Annotated in this window: 19 protein-coding genes; 8 read left to right on the forward strand and 11 right to left on the reverse strand. The window is 67.7% G+C overall.

Annotated elements, in window-relative coordinates; genetic code table 11:
- Nucleotides 1-6 precede the first annotated feature (6 nt).
- A complete protein-coding gene (locus ACQKLX_RS27850) occupies nucleotides 7-678 on the reverse strand; it encodes an RraA family protein (protein ID WP_427364800.1) in 672 nt (223 codons plus the stop codon).
- Between the two features lie 32 nt (nucleotides 679-710).
- Nucleotides 711-1,955 carry an aminotransferase-like domain-containing protein gene (locus ACQKLX_RS27855; protein ID WP_427364801.1) on the reverse strand — a complete coding sequence of 415 codons (1,245 nt, stop codon included), beginning with the start codon at nucleotides 1,953-1,955 and terminating at the stop codon, nucleotides 711-713.
- A 154-nt stretch (nucleotides 1,956-2,109) separates the two neighbouring features.
- Here ACQKLX_RS27855 and ACQKLX_RS27860 point away from each other — a divergent pair, with 154 nt between their 5' ends.
- The 3 genes from ACQKLX_RS27860 (at nucleotide 2,110) to ACQKLX_RS27870 (ending at nucleotide 6,064) form a co-directional block, all read left to right on the forward strand.
- Complete coding sequence (locus tag ACQKLX_RS27860) at nucleotides 2,110-2,628, forward strand: Lrp/AsnC family transcriptional regulator (protein ID WP_427364802.1); 519 nt, start codon at nucleotides 2,110-2,112, stop codon at nucleotides 2,626-2,628.
- A 114-nt stretch (nucleotides 2,629-2,742) separates the two neighbouring features.
- On the forward strand, nucleotides 2,743-4,728 hold the full coding sequence (locus ACQKLX_RS27865; protein WP_427364803.1) for a protein meaA: 1,986 nt from the start codon (nucleotides 2,743-2,745) through the stop codon (nucleotides 4,726-4,728).
- Nucleotides 4,729-5,062: 334 nt separating this feature from the next.
- On the forward strand, nucleotides 5,063-6,064 hold the full coding sequence (locus ACQKLX_RS27870) for a trypsin-like serine peptidase (RefSeq protein ID WP_427364804.1): 1,002 nt from the start codon (nucleotides 5,063-5,065) through the stop codon (nucleotides 6,062-6,064).
- A 248-nt stretch (nucleotides 6,065-6,312) separates the two neighbouring features.
- Here ACQKLX_RS27870 and ACQKLX_RS27875 read toward each other — a convergent pair whose 3' ends face one another.
- The 3 genes from ACQKLX_RS27875 to ACQKLX_RS27885 form a co-directional block, all read right to left on the reverse strand.
- Nucleotides 6,313-7,182: an urea carboxylase-associated family protein gene (locus ACQKLX_RS27875; protein WP_427364805.1), complete on the reverse strand. Its 870-nt coding sequence runs from the start codon at nucleotides 7,180-7,182 to the stop codon at nucleotides 6,313-6,315.
- Between the two features lie 65 nt (nucleotides 7,183-7,247).
- Nucleotides 7,248-7,865, reverse strand: a complete 618-nt coding sequence (locus tag ACQKLX_RS27880) for a J domain-containing protein (protein WP_427364806.1) — start codon at nucleotides 7,863-7,865, stop codon at nucleotides 7,248-7,250.
- Nucleotides 7,866-8,040: 175 nt separating this feature from the next.
- On the reverse strand, nucleotides 8,041-9,675 hold the full coding sequence (locus ACQKLX_RS27885) for a M14 family metallopeptidase (protein WP_427364807.1): 1,635 nt from the start codon (nucleotides 9,673-9,675) through the stop codon (nucleotides 8,041-8,043).
- A gap of 103 nt (nucleotides 9,676-9,778) precedes the next feature.
- On the opposite strand from ACQKLX_RS27885, the gene ACQKLX_RS27890 reads away from it, so the two are divergent.
- A complete protein-coding gene (locus tag ACQKLX_RS27890; RefSeq protein ID WP_427364825.1) occupies nucleotides 9,779-10,042 on the forward strand; it encodes a BolA family protein in 264 nt (87 codons plus the stop codon).
- 3 nt (nucleotides 10,043-10,045) lie between these two features.
- On the opposite strand, the gene ACQKLX_RS27895 is transcribed toward ACQKLX_RS27890, so the two are convergent.
- The 5 genes from ACQKLX_RS27895 to ACQKLX_RS27915 form a co-directional block, all read right to left on the reverse strand.
- Nucleotides 10,046-11,239 (reverse strand): MFS transporter, encoded by a 1,194-nt coding sequence (locus tag ACQKLX_RS27895; protein ID WP_427364808.1) that lies wholly within the window; start codon nucleotides 11,237-11,239, stop codon nucleotides 10,046-10,048.
- Nucleotides 11,240-11,495: 256 nt separating this feature from the next.
- Entirely contained in the window at nucleotides 11,496-12,665 is a 1,170-nt protein-coding gene (locus tag ACQKLX_RS27900) for an acetyl-CoA acetyltransferase (RefSeq protein ID WP_427364809.1), read from the reverse strand.
- A gap of 205 nt (nucleotides 12,666-12,870) precedes the next feature.
- The gene (locus ACQKLX_RS27905; protein ID WP_427364810.1) at nucleotides 12,871-13,257 is read right to left on the reverse strand and encodes a DUF4087 domain-containing protein; all 387 of its coding nucleotides are present in this window, start codon (nucleotides 13,255-13,257) and stop codon (nucleotides 12,871-12,873) included.
- Entirely contained in the window at nucleotides 13,254-14,207 is a 954-nt protein-coding gene (locus tag ACQKLX_RS27910) for a glycoside hydrolase family 19 protein (RefSeq protein WP_427364811.1), read from the reverse strand. The genes ACQKLX_RS27905 and ACQKLX_RS27910 overlap by 4 nt, the downstream gene beginning before the upstream one ends.
- A gap of 67 nt (nucleotides 14,208-14,274) precedes the next feature.
- Entirely contained in the window at nucleotides 14,275-15,177 is a 903-nt protein-coding gene (locus ACQKLX_RS27915; RefSeq protein WP_427364812.1) for an EamA family transporter, read from the reverse strand.
- A 189-nt stretch (nucleotides 15,178-15,366) separates the two neighbouring features.
- Between ACQKLX_RS27915 and ACQKLX_RS27920 the strand changes: the two genes are divergently transcribed.
- The 4 genes from ACQKLX_RS27920 to ACQKLX_RS27935 all read left to right on the forward strand — a co-directional run bounded on the left by ACQKLX_RS27920 (nucleotide 15,367) and on the right by ACQKLX_RS27935 (nucleotide 20,195).
- Nucleotides 15,367-16,920: a D-alanyl-D-alanine carboxypeptidase family protein gene (locus tag ACQKLX_RS27920; RefSeq protein ID WP_427364813.1), complete on the forward strand. Its 1,554-nt coding sequence runs from the start codon at nucleotides 15,367-15,369 to the stop codon at nucleotides 16,918-16,920.
- Nucleotides 16,921-16,948: 28 nt separating this feature from the next.
- The gene (locus ACQKLX_RS27925; protein ID WP_427364814.1) at nucleotides 16,949-17,866 is read left to right on the forward strand and encodes a DMT family transporter; all 918 of its coding nucleotides are present in this window, start codon (nucleotides 16,949-16,951) and stop codon (nucleotides 17,864-17,866) included.
- 6 nt (nucleotides 17,867-17,872) lie between these two features.
- On the forward strand, nucleotides 17,873-18,991 hold the full coding sequence (locus ACQKLX_RS27930; protein ID WP_427364815.1) for a CobW family GTP-binding protein: 1,119 nt from the start codon (nucleotides 17,873-17,875) through the stop codon (nucleotides 18,989-18,991).
- 121 nt (nucleotides 18,992-19,112) lie between these two features.
- A complete protein-coding gene (locus ACQKLX_RS27935) occupies nucleotides 19,113-20,195 on the forward strand; it encodes a GNAT family N-acetyltransferase (protein WP_427364816.1) in 1,083 nt (360 codons plus the stop codon).
- On the opposite strand, the gene ACQKLX_RS27940 is transcribed toward ACQKLX_RS27935, so the two are convergent.
- Complete coding sequence (locus ACQKLX_RS27940; protein WP_427364817.1) at nucleotides 20,167-21,783, reverse strand: acyl-CoA synthetase; 1,617 nt, start codon at nucleotides 21,781-21,783, stop codon at nucleotides 20,167-20,169. The two genes, ACQKLX_RS27935 and ACQKLX_RS27940, sit on opposite strands and share 29 nt — an antisense overlap.
- Nucleotides 21,784-21,844: the final 61 nt, after the last annotated feature.

The raw sequence follows: 21,844 nt of genomic DNA on the forward strand, positions 1-21,844 counted from the left end.
GGCTGCTCAGAGCTTCTCCATCGGCGGCACCTTGAAGGTTTCGACCGTCGAGGCGCCGCCGGCGAGCAGCACCTCCCATTCGGCCTCCGCCTTCACCCGCGCCAGGCAGGCCGCGAGCTTGGCCTCGACCAGCCCATGCGGCACGAAGACGAGCCCGTCATCGTCGCCGACGACGAGATCATGCGGCTGGACCGCGACGCCGCCGAAGACGATCGGCCCGTTGACGATGCCGCGCTCCATCGAGGATGGGCCGCGCGGCATGATCCAGCGCGAGAAGAAGACGAAATCCGGCCATTGCGACACCGGCCCGACATCGCGCACCGCGCCATCGACGACGACGCCGGCAATGCCCTTGCGCCTTGCGGCACCGCCGAGCAGGTCGCCGATCATCGCCGCGTCCTTGCGTCCGCCGGCCGCGACCACGATTACATCGCCGCGCTCGGCGATGCTGATCGCGTGATGCACCGGCCCGTAATCGGCCGGCTCGCACCAGGCGGTGATCGCCTGGCCGACCAGGCGCTTGCCCGGCGCGAAGGGCCTCGTCGGCCGGATCGCCGGATCGGCATGGCCGGTGCCGCCGAGCTGATCGGCGATCACCGAGCTCGGCACCGCCTGCCAGAGATCGATCAGGGCTTGCGGCAGGCGCGGATGGGCGGGCGTGGCGAGACGGGTCGGCATCGGCGTTTCCTCGGTTTTGTCGCTTGTTGGTTTCAGGCCGCCCGGCCGGGCCGCTCGGCGAGCAGGCGGCGTACCGCCTGTTCGAGCCGGCGCACGCCCTCGACCAGCACCTCCGGCGGCGAGCGGGTGAAATTGACCCGCATCGCGCTCTTCAGTGCGCCCGAGGGATCGAACACGCTCGACGGCACGAAGGCGACGTTCTCGGCCAGAGCATGGGCATAGAGCGCGTCGGTGTCGATCGCGCCGTCCTTGGCACGCATCCAGACGAACATGCCACCGGGTGGCACCTCCCATTCGAACCAGTCGGAGAGATGCGCAGCCGCGGCGGCGCAGAGCGCATCGCGGCGCTCGCGATAGGTCGCGACGATCTTCGGGATGTGCTGCGTCTCGAAATCGCTCTCGATCATCTCCAGCGCGATCGCCTGCGTCAGCAGGCTGGAGGCGATGTCGGTCGACTGCTTGGCCAGCGCCAGCGTCGAGATCAGCGAAGCCTCCGCCACGATCCAGCCGACGCGCAGACCCGGCGCCAGGCTCTTCGACAACGTGCCCAGATAGATCACCGGCCCGGCATAGGCGCCGTTCGGATGGCGCTGCGCGTGATGGGCGAGAAGGCTCGCCCCCGCCGGGCCGTCGAATTGCAGCGGCAGGTAAGGGTCATCCTCCAAAAGCCAGGTCCCGGCGGCCTCGACCTTGTCGAGCAGGGCAGCGCGCTCATCCTGCGGCACCAGCACGCCGGTCGGGTTGGAATAGTTCGGCACGGCATAGACGAACTTGGCCTGGCGCAGCACCGCATCCTGCCCGGGCGCCTGCAGGCCCCAGTCGAGCTTCTCATAGCGCGGCATGCGCGGGCGCCAGGCGTCGAGCGCGCCGAGATAGGTCGGGAACTGCGAGAGGATTAGCTCGCCGGGATCGACCAGCGCCTTGCCGACGAGGTCGAGCCCCTGCATCGCACCGGTCGTCAGCAGCACGTTCTCCGGCCCGAAGCGACGCCCTGTCGTGGCGCTGAAGCGCTCGGCGATCGCCGCCCGCAGTGCCGGCAGGCCCTCGATCGCGCCGTATTCGAGAATCTGCGTGCCCCAGCGCGTCAGCGCCCGTTCTTGCGCCGCGCCGATCGCCTCGACCGGGTAGATCTCGGAGGCTGGCAAGCCGCCGGCGAGGCTGACCACATCGGGCCGTCCGCCGATCGCCATGAATTGCTGGGTGATGCTGTTGCCGGTCGAGAGCCAGCTCGCCAGGGCGGGTCGCTCTCCCGGCCGCCTCGCATTCGATGTCACCATGACGCCTGCACCGTTGTTCCTTCGAGCGGAAACCATCGCCCTGACGCGAGTATGTAGCAGGTCATGCGCGAGACATCCGTGCAATGATAGACTGCTTTACAGGATCGGCGCGATTTATCACCTTCAGGCGAAATTTCAGGAGTGAAATTCGCTCATGATAGATTTGGATCGCATCGACCGAAAAATCCTGGCCACGCTGCAGCAGAACGGCCGCATCTCCAACCTCGACCTCGCCGAGGCGGTCGGCCTCTCGCCGACGCCTTGTGCCCGCCGGATCAAGCGACTTGAAGAAGCCGGCGTCATCGAGGGCTATGCAGCCAAGATCAGCCCGGCAGCACTCGGCTTCAGCATCTGCGTGATGGTCAGCGTCAAGCTCGCCAAGCAGAGTCCGGACGCCGCCGAGCAGTTCATGACCGCGATCCGCGCTCAACCAGAGATCACCGAATGCCTGCTGGTCACCGGCAATGTCGATTATCTCCTGCGCGTCTGGGTCAAGGACATCGAGGCGCTGCGCAGCTTCATCAGGGAAGCCCTGCAGGCGATCCCCTGCGTCGCCGAGACCTCGACCATGGTCATCCTGGAGACGCAGAGCACGAACCGACTGTTGAACGTCCCAGTCGCAGGCCGGAAAGCCCGGCCCCGCGAGGCCGACCTCCCCGCAGATCGGGTCTGAAACTGCTCATCCGAAGGTCGCACACGACTTCCGCGGCCTACTGGCGTTATCTTCGCTGCAGTGCAACAATCGAGATTGCACGAGCACAGCAAGACGGCACGGCAGGGAGCGAGCATGAACGCGATCGATCCGCTCGGGAAACAGGTCCAGCGCGACAAGCCCTGGATTTTCCGGACCTATGCCGGCCATTCCGACGCGTCCGAATCGAACAAGCTCTACCGGACCAATCTCGCCAAGGGTCAGACCGGCCTCTCGGTTGCCTTCGACCTGCCGACCCAGACCGGCTACGACCCCGACCATGTGCTGTCGCGCGGCGAGGTCGGCAAGGTCGGCGTCCCCATCACCCATCTCGGCGACATGCGGGCTTTGTTCGACCAGATCCCGCTGGCACAGATGAACACGTCGATGACGATCAACGCGACGGCCGCCTGGCTGCTCTCGCTCTACATCGCCACCGCCGACGAGCAGGGCGCCGACCGCGCCGCCTTGCAGGGCACGACCCAGAACGACCTCGTCAAGGAATACCTGTCGCGCGGAACCTATGTCTTCCCGCCGCGCCCCTCGATGCGACTGACCACCGACATCGTCGTGTTCACGGCGCGCGAGCTGCCGAAATGGAACCCGACCAATGTCTGCTCATACCATCTGCAGGAGGCCGGTGCCTCGCCGGTGCAGGAGCTCTCCTTCGCCTTGGCGACCGCGATCGCCCTGCTTGAGTCGATCAGGGCCCGGCCGGAGGTCGCTCCCGAGGAGTTCGGCAGCGTCGTCGGCCGCATCTCCTTCTTCGTCAATGCCGGCATGCGCTTCGTCACCGAGCTCTGCAAGATGCGGGCTTTCGTCGATCTCTGGGACGAGATCACGCTGAAGCGCTTCGCCGTGCTGGAGGAGCAGCACCGCCGCTTCCGCTATGGCGTCCAGGTCAATTCGCTCGGGCTGACCGAGCCGCAGGCCGAGAACAATGTCTACCGCATCCTGATCGAGATGCTGGCGGTGACGCTCTCGAAGAAGGCCCGCGCGCGCGCCGTGCAACTGCCGGCCTGGAACGAGGCGCTCGGCCTGCCCCGACCCTTCGACCAGCAATGGTCGCTGCGCATGCAGCAGGTGCTGGCCTATGAGACCGACCTGCTCGAATTCGGCGACATCTTCGACGGCTCGAAGGAGATCGACGCCAAGGTCGAGGCGCTGAAGGCGGCCGCGCTGGAGGAACTCGCCAAGATCGACGCGATGGGCGGCGCCCTCGCTGCCGTCGAGAGCGGCTACATGAAGATGGCGCTGGTCGAGAACGGCGCCCGCCGCATCGAAGCGATCGAGCGCGGCGAGCAGGTCGTCGTCGGCGTCAACAAGTTCACCACCAGCGAGCCCTCGCCGCTATCGGCTGGCGACGGCGCCGTCGTCACCGTGCCGGATTCGGTCGAGATCGAGGCCGTCGGCCGGTTGAAAGCCTGGCGCGCTGCGCGCGACGGCAAGACGGTCGAGGCCGCGCTCGCCGAACTCGCCGGCGCCGCCAAGGAGGACCGCAACGTCATGCCGGCCTCGATCGCCTGCGCCAAGGCTGGCGTCACCACCGGCGAGTGGGCGCAGACGCTGCGCGAGATCTTCGGTGAATACCGCGCCCCGACCGGCGTCGACACCACCAAGCTCGGCGACGATGCCGGCCTCGCCACCGTCAAGGCAGCGGTAGCGAAGGCGACCGAGCGGCTCGGCCGCCCACCGCGCTTCCTCGTCGGCAAGCCCGGGCTCGACGGCCATTCGAACGGCGCCGAGCAGATCGCCGTGCGCGCCCGCGATGCCGGCATGCAGGTCTCCTATGGCGGCATCCGCCAGACGCCCGAGGAGATCGTGACGCAGGCCAAGGAGACCGAGGCCGACATCATCGGACTTTCCATCCTCTCCGGCTCGCATCTGCCGCTGGTGCGTGACGTCACCGCGCGCCTGCGCGTCGCCGGCATGGACGTGCCCGTCGTGGTCGGCGGCATCATCCCGCCCGATGACGAGAACGCGCTGAAAAATATGGGTGTCGCCCGGGTCTATACGCCCAAGGATTTCGCCCTCGACGGCATCATCGGCGACGTCGCCGGGCTGGCAGCGAAGAAGGGCTGAACAACCAAGTTTACACCAACCAGGCTGTCATCCCGGACAAGCCGCGAAGCGGCGCCGATCCGGGATCCATTCCGGAGCCTTTCCGAAAGAGGTTCCGGAATGGATCCCGGGTCGAGCTGCGCTCGCCCGGGACGACCGCGCTTTTTTGGACCGTAGGCGCCCGGACATTCCCCAGTTCTCCGCCCGCGCGAAAACGGCTCAGGCTTCCCCAAGCGCGTGCGGATGACTATCGTCCCGAAACCGCTCGATTGTCGCCACAGTGTTGGCGCTGATCGCGCAGGAAAGCGGCAGCCGGCAGGGCCGCAAGGGATTCGCTGAGGAGAGGAATGAGCGCATGCCCGCATGGCTGCAGACCAATTTGACCGGGACCAACATTCGCGCTGCCTTCATCGGCGCCATGGGCCTTGCCCTTGCCGGCCCCGTCGCGGCCCAGACGATGGGCTTCGACCCCAGCGACTTCGGCAAGGTCAGCATGCCCAGGCGGCAGAGCACCGGCGACGCCGCGACCCATATCGAAAGCAACAAGGGCGCCTTCGAGCCGATCGCGGAACTCGACCAGCGTGATCCGCTCGCCAAGATGGCCAAGCCGGTCGGACGCATCGACATCCTGCTGAAGGACAACAAGACCGGCAAGCAGACCGGCGCCCATTGCACCGGCGAATTGCTGCCGGGCGACTATGTCCTCACCAACCATCACTGCCTGCCGCAGAGCGGCGAGATGACGCCGGTGCGCGCCATCATCGTCATGGATTTCCTGACGCAGGACGGCAAGGGCGCCAAGGTTTTCGAGCTTGACCCCAAGCCGGTCGAGTTCAACGCCAATCTCGACTACGCCATCGCCAAGGCGAAGGGCAATCCGACCGCGACCTATGGTTCGGTCAAGCTCGCGGCGACGCCGACCGGCGGCGCCCCCTCGCTGATGGTGATCCACCACCCGGCCGGCCGGCCGAAGGTGATGAGCCGCTTCCGCTGCATGGCGACGCGCCAGCAGGGCGACGCGGCCGAGATGCGCCATCGCTGCGACACGCTCGGCGGCTCGTCCGGTTCGCTGCTCTACAACGCCGGCAACGCCGGCATCGCGCTGCACAAGCAGGGCGGCCTCGCTCCCAACGATCCCAACAGCTACAACACCGCAACCAGCATGACGGCTCTGCTCCAGGCCAGCCCGCTGCTGCGGAAGATGGCGGGTGCTGGCGGGCAGGCTCCAGCCGCGGATGGCGGCTCGGTCGCCTCGGGCGGCGGACAGGACGATCAGCCGAGCTCGACCGAGCGCAGCACCTTGCGCGGCTCCGACAATCTCGACACCGACGGGATGAACTCGCTGCTGAAGAACTGAAGCGAAGTCGTCATTCCGGGATGCCGCAAAGCGGCGGGGCCGGAGCCTATGACCACGACGCTTATCCAGTTCGTCATGCTCGCCCTTGTGGCGAGCATCCGCGTCTTGAATACCGTACTGCCCGAAGGAAGACGTGGATGGTCGGGACAAGCCCGACCATGACGATAATAGGCAGTGTTCATGGTTTCCGGGCTCAGGCCTGCGGCCTGCCCCGGAAAGACGGGAGAGGCTCCGAAACCTGCCGACCTTCAGCCAACCTCGCCGTGGCTGCGCCCATAGGGGCTGCGCTGCGGCGAGCGCCAGCCTGCGAGCGTCGCCGGGTCGGCCTCGTAGATCTCGACCTTGAGCGGGTGGCAGATTGCGACGTCGCTCGAATGGGTCTGGCCGCAATCGCCGCCCGGGCAGGCCGAGATCGCCCCGAGCAGGTCGATCTCGGCGAAGAGCTCGAGGAAGTCGCCTGGCCTGACCGGGCTCGCCTTCATGAAATACTGCTGCGTGTCGCGAGTGAAGCCCGTGCACATGAAGACGTTGAGCACGTCGTGGACGTGATGCTCGACCTCGCGCGCCGGCAGTCCCCTCGCCTGCCCAAGGGCCCGGGCGAGGTTGGAATGGCAGCAATGGTGGTAGTCGCCGCCATCGCCGAGTAGCCGGTGGGTATAGGGGTCGCAGCGCGTGCCGATCACGTCGTGCACGCCGGCGCCGTCCTGGTCGAAGCCGTACCAGCCGAGCGTGTCATGGGTGATCGTCGCCATTGGCCGAAGATGCGGCAGATTGCTCCAGAGCCGGTCGCCCAGCCCGACATGGGTCGCGTGCAGCGCCCGCGTCTTGCCGCTGAAGAAGCGCTCGTCGAGATCACCGGCGTTCCAGAGATTGAGATCGCCGACCTGCGGCCCCTCGATGCTGACGACCCGGAAGAAATGTCCTTTCGGCACGCGGAAGCTGCCGGCCTCGCGCGGCGGCACGATGATCTCGTCGCGCTTGGTCAGCGTCTCGCGCGCCCGCGCCAGCATCGCCATGTCAGCGCCGGGCAGGCTGCCATTGGGATAGACCACGACGGGCGGTTTGCGCCGACGCTCCTCCGCATCGGCGGGGGCGATCACCTGCGAATCCCTCGTCATGGCCTCTCCAGCTCGTGCTGATTTTGCGAATGCCTGTCGGCGTCTGTGAGCCCCGCGGAAGCCCGCTAGGCCAGCCCGCTGCTCTTCAGCGTCTGGTAGGCCTTGAGGATTTCCTGCAGCCGGCCTTCGCGCGAACGGTCGCCGCCATTGGCGTCGGGGTGGAAGCGCTTCACCAGCTCCTTGTAGCGCGCCTTGATCGCGACGCGGTCGGCACTCTCGTCGAGATCCAATGTCTCCAGCGCCTTCTTCGCGACGACGCCGACGCGTGACTCAGGCCTTTCCTGCTCGCGGCGGATGCGGCCGCGGAACAGGCCGAAGGCATCCTCGACTTCGGCGCCCTCCTGCCCTCCGGTCACGCGACCACGCTGCGCCATCCGGGCGGCGCTGGCATTGACCCCGAGCTTCCAGGTCGGTCGATGGCCGATCTCCTCCTGCTTGGCGTAAGCCGCAAGCGCCTCGTCGTTCATGCCGGCGAAGTAGTTATAGGTGGCGTTGTAGGCCTTCACATGCTCGAGGCAGAACTGGAAGAACTTGCCCTCCTTGCCGCGTCCCATCGGCGCGCGGAATTCACCAGCCTTGGCGCAGCCCGGATGGTCGCAATGGCGTGCATCGGCCTCGACCACCTCTTCCGCCTCGGAAGGGCCGATCCTGATCCGGTCGAAAAGGCGCGAGTTGAAGTTCATCGTCTCATGGTTATGCGGGCGGAACGCTGCGTCGACAAGCCGGCCGCTGCGCGGATCGCTCTCGCATCCGTCGCAAGCGAATCGTCTGGCCTCAGCATGGCCTCGATTGCTTAAGGAACCCGGCCCACCCGTAACGGCCGGCAACCCTGCTATGTAGTGATCCGGCGGGCCGATCTCAACGGCCGCAGGCCGCATCGCCCCCGGCCGCAAGCGTAAGCTTCGTCCCGCGAGGCACGCGATAGATCGGCGCCTCGCCGGAAGCCGGCGCGGTTTCCACCACCCCGACGCCGACATGAGAGCCCGGAGAATCCGGCTCCAATGAGGCAGCGATCACATTGGCACCCGCCTGTGTCATCGGCACGAAGACGGCGCTGGCCGGAACCTCGAGCCGGCGTGGCCGAAGCTCGACCTTCACCGCCTGGTCCGGGTTGATGTTCTCGCGGTCGATCTTCTTCACCGGCCCCTTCTGCTCGACCATGAAGGCCTCGACCTCGAGCGTCGCCGGAGCCCCGAGCATGCAGCTGGCGATGCCCTTGAGCTTGAGCGCATCGAGCGCCGCCTGCCCTGCCGGCAGGACGAGATAGCCCTCGGGCCGCGCCCGGCGGCTGGTCACCGTGACCTTGCGTGAGTCGCGGAACTCGACCGGGGTGGGCATGTCCGCCCCAGTCGCCGGGTCGACCAGCGGGATCTCGACCTTCTCGGTGGCGATGCGATGGGCGACGATGAGCTCACCCTGATTGCGCGCCAGCTCCGCCCGCGCCGCCCTCACAGCCTCCAGCACGGCCTTATCATGGGCCGCGACCGTATCGAGCACAGCGCGCGCGATCACGTAGTGGGTGGCGATGCGGCGCTCCAGATTCTCCAGCTGCAGTCCGACGCCGCGTGTCTCGATCAGGAAGGAGACCACGCCGGAGAGGCCGAACAGGTTGCGCGCGATCCCCGGCGCATTACCGCCCATCGAGACAAGCTTGTCATCCTTGCGGTAGCTCGTGGTGAAATACCAGAACGAGGTCAGACCCTTCTCCTCCATCGCCTTGTCCATGGCCGGCTTGATCAGCTCGGCCGCGATCCGCGTCGTCGGCTGCGGCACAGCCGGATTGGTGGCGTAGAGGATCATCGCATCGGCGGCATTGAGTCCGCCGAACTTTTCCAGCCAGCGATTGGCGACCGAGAATTCGTGCACGTCGACGATCACGTCCGGCGGCAATTCGGCGAGCTTGGCATGCAGCGCCTTCGTCTCCGGCAGGGTCAGCAGCAGATGGTCACGGTTGAGGTCGAAGCCGCTGGCGCCCGGCCGCTTGTCGGCAGCTGCGCCGTCTGGGTTGCTGCGCGGCACGATCACCACGACCAGCTTGTCGAGCACTCCACCGAGATCGCCGACCGCCAGATCATGCGCCAGCGCCAGCATCGCCTCGGCCCCGGCCGGCTCGTTGCCATGCTGCTGGCCGACGAACCAGACGACCGGCCGGCCCAAAGCCTTAAGCGCCGAAATATCCTTCAGCCCCTCCTTCGAGAAGATCAGATAAGGCAGGTCGCGCCCCTGCTGCGATGTGCCGAGCGAGCCGAGCGCCACCCGAGCGGACGCCTTGGCGGCGAGATCGGCGAGGAAGGCTTCGAGCTCGGCCTGCGTCGTCAATCCGGGCGTCCCGCGCGTCAGCGCTGGCGTCGCCAGCGGGATCGGCACCGGCTTGTAGCGTGCCAGTACCGCCTCGCTCTGCTTGTAGTCGGCGACGCGCCCTTCGTCCTGCGCCAGCGCGGGACCGGCGGCGACGCCAAGCGCCAGGGTGAGCATGCGCCAGATCGTCACCATCACCGCCTCCGACAGAAAGACGCGTTCACGCCCCGCTTGTGAGGGACTATGAGACTGCCCCGGACCCCGAGCAAGCAACCTGAAAGAGCCCTTCATGCCGACCATGGCCGACCGGATCGCCGGCAAGCTCACCGCGCAACTCGCGCCCGAGCAGCTCAAGGTGATCGACGAATCCCATCAGCATCAAGGCCATGCCGGCTGGCGCGAGGGCGGCGAGACGCATTTCCGCGTCGAGATCGTCTCGCCCGCCTTCGCCGGCAAGAGCCGGCTCGAGCGCCATCGCCTGGTCAATGCCGCGTTGTCCGAGGAACTCGCCGGCAGCGTGCACGCGCTGGCGATCGCAGCGCGGGCGCCGGGAGAAGCCTGAGCCTCAGGCGGCTTTCCGTTCCGGCGCGGCCAGATAGATCGCCGTTGAGACCAGGAGCAGCGCCGCAAACACCCAATGCATGTTGGCAAAGGCCAACGCCGTGCCTTGCCCCGCGGCGCGCTGCGTCGCGACGAACCAGCCCGAGCCCCACTGGATCAGCCCGGCTCCGGCAATGAACAGGAAATTGATGAAGGTCATGCCGCGCCCGACCAGATGCGGGGGGAAGAACTCGCGCGCATGCGCCATCAGGATCGCATAGGTGAAGCCGGTCGCCCCGACGAGCGCGAACAGCGCGACGGCGCCGAGCATGGACCGATCGCCGACGAGCGCGAGCAGGCCAAAACCTATTCCGGTCACGACCGTCCCCCAGGCGACCAGCGCCTTGCTGCGCCCCGCCCGCTTCTGCAGGCCGCCATAGACGAAGGCTCCGACGATCATGGTCGTCGCCATGCCGAGCGTCGCATGGCCGGCCGCGATGCCGTCGAGGCCGTGAACCTGCGTCATGTAAGGAGCGATCCACAGGCCCCGCGCCGTCGCGATGATCGCGTAGCCGACGAGGGTGATCGGCGCGAGCAGCCAGAGCGGCCCGATCGCGGCGATGCTCTTCAGCCCCTGCAGCAGCCCCTCATGCTTGCCCGAGGCGTCGGTGACCGGCGGGGGATCACGCACCAGCATCGCGGCGAGCACCGTCGCGAGCAGGAAGGCTACGGCGAAGGCGAGCATGGTCGGGCGCCAGCCATAGGCCTGCGCCGCCAGCGCCAGCGGCGCCGCGCCGGCGAGATTGCCGAGCGAGCCGAGGCCGATGAAGATTGATGTCAGCAGGCCGAAGCGTGCCGGCGCCTGCGTCCGAGCGAACAGGTAGAGCGAGGCCATGAAGATCGGCGAGCAGCCGATCCCGACCAGCGCCATCGCCGCCGTGGCGATGTTGGCATTGCCCGCCTGCGCGAACAGGAAAGCGCCGACGCTGCCGACCGCCATCGTCGCCGCCACCGTCCGGCGCGGCCCGATCCGGTCGAGCGCCCAGCCGACCGGGAACTGCGCCAACGCGAAGGCGATGAACCAGGCCGCCCCGAGCAGGCCGAACTCGGCCGGCCCGATGCCGAGGTCGCCCATTACCGGCGCCGCGATCACGCTCAGGAATGAGCGGTAGAAGATCGACAGCACATAGGCCGGCAGCAGCGCGAAGAAGATGATCACGCCGCCCCTCCGGTCAGTAACGTCGACGCATCAGGTCGCTGGTCCGACGCTCCCGCTTGCACTCGGAACCGCAACCTGTCCTCTCCCCCCTTGTGGGGGAGAGTTAGAGAGGGGGATATGCCACCCTCGACATATCTCAAACCAAGCGCGGAGAGGACTGCGGGTGCGATACCCCCCTCCCAACCCTCCCCCACAAGGGGGGAGGGCTTGCGCCCCATGGCCAAGGCAAAGCAACTGTTCAGGCGATACCCTCGCCTCACTTCACCCGCTCGAGCACCGAGACGTAGTTCGCGACCGCAGCGCCGCCCATGTTGAAGATGCCGCCGAGACGGGCATCCTGCACCTGCATGCCTTCCGGCGCTTCGCCGACGAGCTGCATGGCAGAGAGCACATGCATCGAGACGCCGGTCGCGCCGATCGGGTGCCCCTTCGCCTTGAGGCCGCCGGAGACGTTGACCGGCAGCTTGCCGTCCTTCTGCGTCCAGCCTTCCTTGATGGCGCGGGCGCCGTCGCCTTCCTTGGTCAGGCCCATCGCCTCGTATTCGAGCAGCTCGGCGATGGTGAAGCAGTCATGCGTCTCGACGAAGGAGAGATCGTCAAGCGCGACGCCGGCATTGGCCAGCGCCTGCTGCCAGGCGAGCGCGCCGGCCTCGAACTTCAGGATGTCGCGGCGGGACAGAGGCAGGAAGTCCTGGACATGGGCCATGCCGCGGAAACCGACGGCGCGGCGCATGATCTTGGCAGTCTCTTCATCGGCGAGCACGAGCGCGGCGGCGCCATCCGAGACCAGCGAGCAGTCGGTGCGCTTCAGCGGGCCGGCGACGTAAGGGTTCTTCTCGCTTTCCTCGCGGCAGAAGGCGTAGCCGAGATCCTTGCGCATCTGGGCGTAGGGGTTGTCGACGCCATTCTTGTGGTTCTTCGCCGCGATCATCGCGAGCGCGTCCGACTGGTCGCCATGACGCTGGAAATAGGACGAAGCGATCTTGCCGAAGACGCCGGCGAAGCCGCCCTGAACGTCGCTCTCCTGCGCGAGATAGGAGGCTTTCAGCAGGTTCTTGCCGATCTCGGGTCCGGGCGTCGTGGTCATCTGCTCGACGCCGACGACCAGCACGACCTTGGCGGCGCCCGCCTTGATGGCGCGCACGCCCTGATGCACCGCGGCCGAGCCGGTGGCGCAGGCATTCTCCACGCGGGTCGCCGGCTTGAAGCGCAGCGCCGGGTCGGCCTGCAGCACGAGCGAGGCGGTGAAGTCCTGGGCCGAGAAACCGGCGTTGAAATGGCCGAGCACGATCTCGTCCACCTGGTCGGCAGTGATGCCGGCATCGACCAGCGCGTCGGTCGCGACGCGCACGATCAGGCTCTCGACCGTCTCGGTATCCTGCTTGCCGAAGGGGGTATGTGCCCAGCCGACGATTGCAGCGCTCATGGCCATCTCCTGGTTGATGTGCAGATACACTATATCTGCCTCCGCGCACTTGTGGCCACAAGCCGGCAAGCGCGCATTCCTCCTGTGCGAGGAAAGGCCAACGAAACCGTATCAAGTCAAGCCGGACCCGGCCTTCCTCGAGTGAACGGAGGCTAGCTCTGCAATCAGGACATGGCGAGCCCTGCGGCTCAGCGAGGCTGGCGTCTCAACGCAACTGCTTCTCGACCGCCGACAGCGCCTTGTCCTTCCGGCAGGCCGAAAGCGGCCGAGCCTTGGCGGAGACGATCTCGAGGACGTTCTTCTCCTCGGCATCGACCTTCACGGTCATGCAGGCGCAGCCATAGCCATAGCTGCCATTCCCGCTCTTGCGCCATTCGCCGGCCTTGTAGGGCGGCGGCCAGTCGCCCTTCGCCTGGTGCCCGCCCTGCACGGCGATCGTCCATTCACCGTCCTTGTCGTAGAGCGAGGCATTGCCCGGGGTCGGATTGTCGAGCCAGCCGCAGCGTTGCTCGCTGCCGGGCTGCTGAGCCATCGCGATGTCGGCGCCAAAGATCAGGACAGCCACAGCCGCGGCGAAAGACCTGCGGATCATTGGAAGAACCTCGACTGGCTGGTGAAGCGGGCGCCCGGCAGCGGCATGCCGGCGAGGCTGGAATCGATCGGCGGCGCGAAGATGATCGGCCGTTGCGGCCCGGCCGCCAACAGCACCGCCTCGAACACCTCGGCGACCGCGGCGATGTCCTTGGCGTGGTCGGAGCCGTTCACCATGGCGCGCGCGCCGACATAGTTGCGCGCCTTGCCGCTGAAATAGGTCGAGAACTTCCGGCCATTGGCAAAGCCGTCGCCGGTGAGCATGCCATGCGACATCACCGCATAGGCGATGGCGGGCGTCTTAACGAGTTCCGGGTCGAGCAGCAGATTGAGCCCCTGGCCGATGGCGGCGCCGGTCGTCGCATAGTTCGACCACCAGGTCAGCTGGACATAGCCGCGTCCGAAATAGGCAAGCTCGGTACCGGTGTCGTCATTGTAGACCTTGGCAGCGGCACCGCCATCGACCGTGCCCATCTTGGCGCCCTTGGTCAGCTTCGAGATCGCGCCGGCGGCCGTGATCTTGAACTGGTCGCCGTCCTGCTCGGTGATGCGGACGCTGCCATCGGCAAGCTTCGCGACCTTGACCGGCTCGTGATATTTGCGGCCCTTGCCGTGGCCGACCTCGTCGACCGGCGCCATCGTCATCAGCCAGGCCCGGCGCTTCAGCATCACAGCCTTGCCGGCCTTGTCGACCAGCGGCTTGCCCTTCTTGTTCTTGGCCTGGACAAAGCTGGTAACCGGGCTCGTCGTCTCCCAGGCGACGGTCGCCAGCATATAGGCGGCCCAGCGGATGTCGGTGATGTTGGCGTCCCGGCTGATCAGGCGCAACAGCACCAGCAGATCCGGAATCGCGTTGGCGTTGTAGCGCGGCTTCTTGCCGAAACGGTCCCTGAATTCCTGCTCGAAGATGCGCTCGTCGTAGGTTCCGACATAGTGATAGTTCGCCGCCATCATCCATCTCCCTAGGCCCGTCACCTCGGGCCTAGGGAGCGACTGCGACAAATCCGTGTCTCGGTTTTTAAATCGCCAGCAGAAGCAGAGCACCGACGCCGGCGACGATCATCGCCATGCCGGCGAGTTCGCGCCAGCTGGTGCCTTCCGAGAAGATCCGGCGCGAGGCGATCTGCGCCAGCGGCACCTCGACCAGCGCCAGCGTGCGCACATTGGCCGCCGTCGTCAGCGAGAAGCCGAGGAACCAGCATTGCGAGGCCGCGGCGCCGAGGAAGCCGGCGGTGAGCGAGCGGCGCCAGTTGCGCAGGCTGAGCACCAAGGCCTTGCGATTGGCGACGAGCATGTAGAGCGTCAGGATCAGGGTCTGGAGCGCGAGCCCCAGCGCCAGGATGGTGGTCGCCCGCATCAGGAAATGGCCGTCCGGCAGGGCCTGGATCGCGCCGCGAAAGCCGATCGCCGACAGCGCGAAGGCGGCGCCGGCGCCGATTCCGAGCGCAGCCGGGCGCAGGCCCGCCGCGCTGAGCTTGTCGCCCGGCTTCCACGACATCAGCACCACGCCGGCGGTGGCGACGACGATCGCCGCGAATTTCGCCCAACCCAAGGCATCACCGAGCAGGACCGCGCCGAAGATCGCGACCTGCACCGGCTCGGTCTTGGTATAGGCGGTCGCCACCGCGAAGGAGCGCTCGCGCATCGCCGCCAGCATCAGCGCCGTCGCGAGGATTTGGGTCAGCGCGCCGAACACGGCGAAGGCGAAGGAACGCAGATCCGGCATCGGCGGCAGGACGCCACTGGCAAGGCAGACCAGGACGAGGAAGAGGAGCGCGAAGGGCAGACCGAACAGGAAGCGCACCTGCGTCGCGCCAACGACGCCGATCACCTCGGTCAGCGAGCGCTGGGTCAGATTGCGCGCGGTCTGCAGCAGCGAGGCGGCGAGCGTCACCGGTATCCACAGAAGGCTGAAGCTCACGCGCCGAGATCCCGAAGAAAGACTACCGCGATGCTTTGGACCGGCACGCCGCGCTAGGCAAATCACCCGATGAAGGGTAGGTATGCGTTATGAGCGAGGCAGGATTGTCGCCCGCCGTCTCGAAAATGCCTCAAGCGTCGCGTTGAAGCCCCAGGCCATCCCGCCAAGACAGGTTCAAGTCCTCAGCCGATGATCGCACCTCGCCTCGCCGCCGGCGCAATGCTCGCCTCGCTCCTCGCTGTCGCCGCGCCGGCCCAGGCCGGCACGAGCGTGGTCGTCGACGCCTCGAGCGGCGCCGTCTTGTCGAGCGAGAACCCGACGCAAGCCTGGCATCCGGCCTCCACCACCAAGATGATGACGCTCTACCTCGCGCTCAAGGCCGTGCGCGCGGGCAAGCTCGGGCTCGAGACCGCGATCCCCGCCTCGAAGCGGGCCGCCAGCCAGCCGCGCGTCAAGGTCTACATCAAGGCCGGGCAGGAGATCACGCTCGACAACGCCATGCGCATCATGATGGTGAAGTCGGCCAACGACATCGCCTATGTCATCGCCGAGGGCGTCGGCGGCGATGTCGAGACCTTCGTCTCGATGATGAACGCCGAGGCCCGGCGGCTCGGCATGAACGACACGCATTTCGTCAACCCGAACGGCTGGCACCATCCCGACCAGCAGACCAGCGCCCGTGATCTCGCCGTCCTCGCCATGGCGCTGATGAGCGAGTTCGGCGAGTACTCCGACTACTGGAACACCGGCGCAGTCCAGCTCGGCAAGCAGGTGCTCAACAACACGAACGGTCTCGTCGGCCGCTATTACGGCATCAGCGGCATGAAGACCGGCTTCGTCTGCGCCTCCGGCTTCAATGTCGTCACCACCGCGACGCGCAATGGCCGCACCCTGATCGCCGTCGTCCTCGGCGCCAATTCCGGTGCGGAACGGACCGTCAAGGCGGCGCAGTTGCTCGATGACGGCTTCGGCAAATGGGGCGGCTTCGGCGGCAGTATCGCCAGCATGCCGTCGGGCAATGGCGGGCGCGCCTACAGCATCTGCGACAGCGTCCGCCGCGGCGGGCATGCGCTCGGTGACGATGTCGACTCGGCCGGCCCCATCAGCTTCATCTCGACGAATGGCGGCGTCGGCGGCAATGCCGAAGGCACCTCCGACCGCTTCGCCGTGGCCGTGCCCCAGGCCAGCGCCTCCGGCTCGGTGCTGACCCGCTCCCCCTCCGGCCGCATCACGCTTGGCCCGCGCGCCCAGTTCGTGCCGGTCCAGGTTTCCTTCGGCCGCACGCCCGGCTCGGCCTCCGCCCCGCTCGCCGCCAACGCGGTGGCCAGGCCCGACACCCAGGTCGCGCGCGAGACGATCCAGCCCGGCGCGCCGGTCGCGGCCGGCCTCACGGCCGGCAACCGCACCTTCTCGAGCAACGGCGCGATCCCGCCCTCCTCCTCCGCCTTCGCGCCGGTCGCGCCGACGCCGGAGGAGCGCCCCGCGGCCACCGCGCTTGGCTCCGGCCCCAAGCGCCTGCAGGGCGCGATCCAGCCCGGCGCCGCGACGCCCGCCAGCCTGCGCCCCGGCGCGGCCGCGGGCATCAAGGCCGCGAACAAGCCGGCCGCCAAGCCGCTCCTGACCAAGTCGAAACAGGAGAAGGCCGCTCCGGCCAAGGCCAAGCCGAGCCAGGCCCAGGCCAAGCCGCTGGCGAAGCCGCCGGCGCGGCCGGGCGCGAAGCCGGCCGTCAAGCCCGAGGCCTGATCTCGATACCCGAACCGAGGGCTGCAACGTGCAGGAGCGCAGTGCGTCCTCGGTCCAGCAAGGCCTTGCGCTGGCGCTCGCTTCGGCCGCGGCCTTCGGTACCAACATCGTCAGCGCGCAGCTCGCCGGCCATGCCGGGCTGAGCGGCCCGCTCATCGTCTTCTATCGCGTCTTTCTGATGCTGGCGCTGGTCACGGGCGCCGCTCTCCTCTGGCGAGCCAGCCTCATGGTACCGCGCCATCGCTGGTCGGCACTCGCATTGTTCGGCGTCAGCACAGCGCTGACCGCCTGCGCCTATCTCTCCTCGGTCGCCTTCCTGCCGATCACGGTGGCGGCCGTGGTCTTCTACACCTTTCCCATCCTGATCGTGCTCACCGAGCCGCTCTTCACCCCGGCCCGCTTCAGCCTCGATCGGGTCGTGATCGCGCTCGGCGCCTTCCTCGGCGTCGCCATGGTGGTCGGGCCGGACTGGCACGGGCTCGATCCTCGCGGTCTGGCTCTCGCCTTCGGCGCGAGCATCTTCGCCGCGGCGCAATTCTTCTCGGCGGCGCGCTGCGGCGATACCGGGACCTTGCCGAAGCTGTTCTGGTCGCATCTCGTCATCCTGCCGGTGACGCTGGCGATTCTCGCCCTCACCGGCCTGTTCCAGCCGCCTTCAGCCCTGCTGCTCGCGCCGGTCGCGGTCGCGATCACCATCGGCGGCTATCTGATCGGCTTCCTGTTCCAGGTGATGGCGCTCGCCCGCGTCGCGCCCGGCCCGGCCGCGCTCGCCTTCTGCGCCGAGCCGGTCTTCGCCGTGGCGATCGCCGCGATCTTCCTCGGCGAGCGCGTCGGCTCGCTGCAATATGCCGGCGGCGCCCTTGTCGTCGCCGCGATCATCGCCAATGTAATATTGGAACAAAAGCGAGCCCGCCGATTGCCGGCGGTGGCCGCACCCGGAACCTGATCCCCGATGTCCGAGCAGCCCGCACGCCCCGAGCCGATCCCGCTGACGCTGCTGACCGGCTTCCTCGGCGCCGGTAAGACCACCCTGCTCAACCGCCTGCTCAAGGACCCGGCGCTCGCCGGCACGGTCGTGCTGGTCAACGAATTCGGCGAGATCGGCCTCGACCATCTCTTCGTCGAGGGCATCGAGGACGGCATGATCCTGCTCGCCTCGGGCTGCCTGTGCTGCACCATCCGCGACGATTTGATCGTCACGCTGGAGGACCTGCTGCGCCGGCTCGACAATGGTCGCATCGCGCCGTTCCGGCGGCTGGTGATCGAGACCACCGGCCTTGCCGATCCCGCACCGATCCTCAACGTACTGATCAACCACCCCTATCTCGCTTTGCGCTACGAGCTCGACGGCGTCGTCACGCTGGTCGACGCGGTCAATGGCATGGCGACGCTCGACACTCACCCGGAGGCGCTCAGACAGGTCGTCGCCGCCGACCGGCTGGTGCTGACCAAGGCCGACATCGCGACGGACAGCCAAGCCGTCACAGCCCTGCGCAAGCGGCTCGGCGAGCTCAATCCCGGCATCGCGATCCTGCCGCCCGATGCGCCGGCCGAAGCGATCATCGGCGCCGGCCTCTACGACATCGCCGCGCGCCCGGACGAACTGCGCCGCTGGCTCGCGACCGAAGCGTTGGACGATCATCACCACGATCATGGCGAGACCCACGACCATCACCATCGCGGCGGCCACGGCCATCATCATCACCACGACGTCAACCGCCACGACGCCAGCATCCGCGCCTTCACGCTGACGGCGGAGACGCCGATCCGCGAGGCGACCTTCGACCTGTTCTGGACCCTGCTGCGCTCGACCCATGGCGCCCGGCTGCTACGACTGAAGGGACTGGTCGCGCTCGCCGAGCATCCCGAAGGCCCGCTGCTCGTCCACGCTGTCCAGCAGATCCTGCATCCGCCCGTGCTGCTGCCGACATGGCCCGATGCCGACAGGCGCTCCCGCCTCGTCTTGATCGTAAGGGATCTGGAGGAGGAGACGGTCGCGCGGCTCTGGTCGGCCTTCCTCGGCCGGCCCGCCCCGGCTCAGGCCGAGGCTCATCACCACCATCACGGCTGACCCGTTCCGATCGGCCCGCTTCTTGGTTCATCCGGGGCAGACCCCTGCCCCGCCTTGTGCTGACGTGCCGATCCGGCACGGAAGCGCACCGAAGCGGGGCGAGCCGCGAAAGGGCTGCGCCATGCCGAACCTCGCCGCCTCCCCGGTTGCGCCGGCGAAGACGACGCTCGAGCAGAGCGTCATCGCCTCCGGCCCGGCCGGCCTCTCGATCGAGCGCCGCCCGCTCGCCGCCTGCGCCGCCATCGAGGCCGAATGGCGCGACCTCGCCGGCCGCGCCATCGAGCCGAACCCGTTCTTCGAACCCGACTTTGCCCTCCCCGCCGCCCAGCACCTCGTCGACTTCCGTGACGCGCCGGTGCTGCTGCTCTGGGACGGTCCGGCCGCGTCGCGACGCCTGCTCGGCCTCGTCCCCGCCCGCCTCCGGCACAGGTTGCTCGGCCATGACGAACTGATCGGCTGGAGCAATCCGCGCCTGCGCATCGCCACGCCGCTGATCGACGCGGACGAGGCCGTGCGCGTCATCGCCGCCCTGCTCCACGCGCCAGGCCGCTGGGGTCTCGCCAATACGCAGAACCTGCAGCTCAACCGCCTCGATCTCGACGGCCCTCTCCTGCGTAATATCCTGCACATGGCCGAGCATACCGGCCACGCCGCCGCGATCGAGCCATTGCCGGCGCTGCCAGCCATTGCCACCGCTCCCGACCTCGCTGGCCTGCGCCAGGGTCTGTCACGACAGGGCAAGCTCTCCTTCGCCGAATCCGGCTCGCGCCAGGAACTTCGTGACATGGTCGAGCTTCATCTCGCGCTCGAGGCCTCCGGCTCGCTCGCCCGAGCCGGCGTCGCTGCGCTTCAGGACACCCGCGAAAGCGCTTTCCTGCGCGCGATGACCCGCAATCTGGCCCGCAGCCATCGCTGCCGGGTCGGCCTGCTCAGCCTCGACGACAAGCCGGTCGCCGGCGCGATCCTGATCGGCAAGGTGCCGCGCCTCTGGCTCTATTCGGGTGTAGAGGACGAGCGCTTCGCCAGCTTCGCCCCGCTGGCGCAGCTTCTCTCCTGGCTCGGCCGAGCCAGCCGCCGGCGCGAGATCGTCGGTGGCGTGCCTGCCACGACGCCGCTACGGCTCGGCGATGTAAGGCTCTCGGTCACGGCAAGAGCTGCTCGCCGTGCACCGCTCCTCAGCCGGCGTCGCGCAGCAGCCGCCTGATGATCTTGCCGGTGGTGGTCATCGGCAATTCCTGGCGAAACTCGATCTCGCGCGGATATTCGTGCGCCGCCAGCCGCTCTCGCACGAAGCCCTGGATTTCCGCGACGAGCGCAGGTGAGGCCTCGTAGCCCGCCTTCGGCACGATGAAGGCCTTGACGATCTCGGTTCTGAGCGCATCGGGCTTGCCGACCACCGCTGCGAGCGCCACCGCCGGGTGGCGCAGCAGGCAATCCTCGATCTCCCCCGGCCCGATCCGGTAGCCGGACGAGGTGATGACGTCGTCATCGCGACCGACGAAGCGGATATAGCCCTCGCTGTCCTGCGAGCCCTGGTCGCCCGTCGTCATCCAGTCGCCGATGAACTTGGCCTGCGTGGCCTCGGGCTTGCGCCAGTAATGAAGGAACATCACCGGATCGGGCCGGCGTACCGCGATCTGACCTTCCTCCTCCGGCTCGCAGATGCTGCCATCGGGTCGGATCACCGCAACCTCATGGCCCGGCACCGCCTTGCCGATGAAGCCCGGCTTGACCACGCCGATCGCGGCGCAGGAGGCGAGCACGAGATTGCACTCGGTCTGGCCGTAGAACTCGTTGATGGTCAGGCCGAGTGCCTCACGCCCCCAGGCCAGCGTCTCGGCCCCGAGCGACTCTCCGCCGGAGGCGACCGTGCGCAGCTTGAGATCGTACCGTCCGCGCGGATTCTCCACCGCCCGCAGCATGCGCAGCGCCGTCGGCGGGATGAAGCAGTTGCGCACGCCGACATCCGCCATCAGCCGGAAGGCCTCGTCGGGGTCGAACTTCGCGGTCGGCCGCGCCACGATCGGGACGCCGTGATGCAGCGCCGGCAGCAAATTGTTGAGCAGGCCGCCGGCCCAGGCCCAGTCCGCCGGCGTCCAGATCAGGTCGCCCGGCTGCGGCAGGAACTCGTGCGGCATCTCCACACCCGGCAGATGGCCGAGCATCACCCGGTGGCCGTGCAGCGCGCCCTTGGCGTTGCCCGTGGTACCGGAGGTGTAGATCATCAGCGCCGGATCGTCCGGCCCGCTGTCGACCGGCGTGAACGCCTCGCTTTCCGCTTCGAGCAGGCGCGCAAGCCCCTCGGCTTGTCCGTCCGGGCCATCGGCCGAGACCACCAGTTCGAGATCGGGCAGCTTCTCCTCGATCTGACCGAGCTTGGCGAGGCCGGCGGCGTTGGTCAGCAGCGCCTTCGCCCCGCAATCACGCAGGCGGTAGGACAGCGCATCGGCACCGAACAACGCCGCCAGCGGCACAGCGATGGCGCCGAGCTTGTAGGCCGCGATATGCGCGACCGGCACCAGCCGACCCTGCGGCAGCAGGATCGCGACCCGGTCTCCCTTGCCGACGCCGCGCTTGCCCAGCGCATTCGCCAGACGGTTCGACTGGGCCCGCAACTCGCCATAGCTGACCGGCACGACAGACCAGTCCGGCTGGACTTCGAGGATCGCGACCTTGCCGGGATCGACCGCCGCCCAGCGGTCGCAGCAATCGACGCCGATATTGTAGCGCTCCGGAATCCGCCAGCGGAAGGCCGCGCGCAGGCGCGAGAAGTCACGGATGTCAGGAAGCATGCGGCAAGTCTCTGGCGAAAAGCGGCGCACGATAGGCGAAGCCCGAAGCCGCTGTCACCAT

The sequence above is a fragment of the Allobosea sp. NPDC003192 genome (assembly GCF_050275675.1).
Classification (GTDB): Bacteria; Pseudomonadota; Alphaproteobacteria; order Rhizobiales; family Beijerinckiaceae; genus Allobosea.